1 protein-coding gene is annotated in these 1,235 nt (G+C 64.9%); it reads right to left on the bottom strand.

The window, feature by feature from the left end; genetic code table 11:
- Positions 1-35 precede the first annotated feature (35 nt).
- Positions 36-1,171, bottom strand: a protein-coding gene (locus tag B351_RS0104750; RefSeq protein WP_156810416.1) for an IS3 family transposase whose coding sequence is annotated in 2 segments (ribosomal slippage) — positions 36-934 and positions 934-1,171 — 1,137 coding nt in all. Because the reading frame shifts where the segments join, the coding sequence is not laid out codon by codon here.
- Positions 1,172-1,235: the final 64 nt, after the last annotated feature.

Here is a 1,235-nt window from a genome sequence, read left to right as displayed (position 1 = left end):
TGAATCGCCCCGGCTTCTGTAGACACCCCGAAGCCTCAAATTGATTGCCGCTTTTCGAACTCTACCGGAGGCAGGCCATCGTTGTGCCCGTGCTGCCTGCGGGTGTTGTAGAACATCTCGATGTAGTTGAAGACGTCGGCCTTGGCCTCGTCCCGGGTGGCGTAGATCCGGCGCCTGATGCGCTCGCGCTTGAGGAGCTGGAAGAAGCTTTCGGCGACCGCGTTGTCATGGCAGTTGCCGCGGCGGCTCATGCTGCTGACCAGGCCGTGGGCTGTCAGGAAATCCTGCCAATCGTGGCCGGTGTATTGCGTTCCCTGATCGGAGTGAATGAGCAGTCCGGCGGGCGGCTTGCGGCGCCACACCGCCATCATCAACGCCTGCAGCATCAGGTCGGTGTGCAGGGTCGATCCCATCGCCCAGCCGACGATCTTCCGGGAGAACAGGTCCATGACCGCCGCCAGGTACAGCCAGCCTTCGTGGGTGCGGATGTAGGTGATGTCGGTGACCCAGGCACGATTGGCGGCTACGGGGTCGAACTGCCGTGCCAGATGGTTGTCTGCGACCACGACCGGCTTGCCTCCGCGCATGCCGGGTCGGCGGCGATAACCAACTTGCGCCCGCAAGCCTTCGCCACGCATCAGCCGGGCCACCCGGTGCTTGCCGCAGCGCTCGCCCAGATCACGCAAGTCGCGGGCAACCTTGCGGTAGCCGTACACGCTCCCGCTCTCCAGCCAGGACTGCTTGATCAGGCCCAGTACGCGCCGATCGTCCTTGGCCCGTGCCGACAGCGGCGCCCGACGCCAGGCGTAGTAGCCGCTGGGGTGCACGCCCAACACCCGGCACATGCTGCGCACCCGGAACTCCCGTTCGTGGTCGCGCATGAAGGCGTACTTCACCCGGACTGCTTGGCAAAGTACGCCGCGGCTTTTTTTAGAATGTCGCGCTCCTCCGTGACCCGGCGAAGCTCCGACTTGAGCCGGCGCAACTCGTCCGCCTGGTCCGCCGTCGCTGCCCGCTCGGGCCCGGACCGACCGTACTGCTTCCGCCACGTGTAGAGGCTGTGGATCGACACCCCCAGCCGATCGGCCACCTCTGCCACCGAGTGGCCGCGGTCCGTCACCTGCCTGACCGCTTCAACCTTGAACTCTTCCGTGTACCGCTTGCTGCTCATGGACACTCCTGCTGCTGCCGTGGATTATGGCTGCAAGGTGTCTACGAAACACGGGGCGATTCAC

Source organism: Pseudoxanthomonas sp. GW2 (genome assembly GCF_000283075.1).
In the GTDB taxonomy this organism is placed as follows: Bacteria; Pseudomonadota; Gammaproteobacteria; order Xanthomonadales; family Xanthomonadaceae; genus Pseudoxanthomonas.
This window is presented reverse-complemented; position numbering and strand designations above follow the sequence as displayed.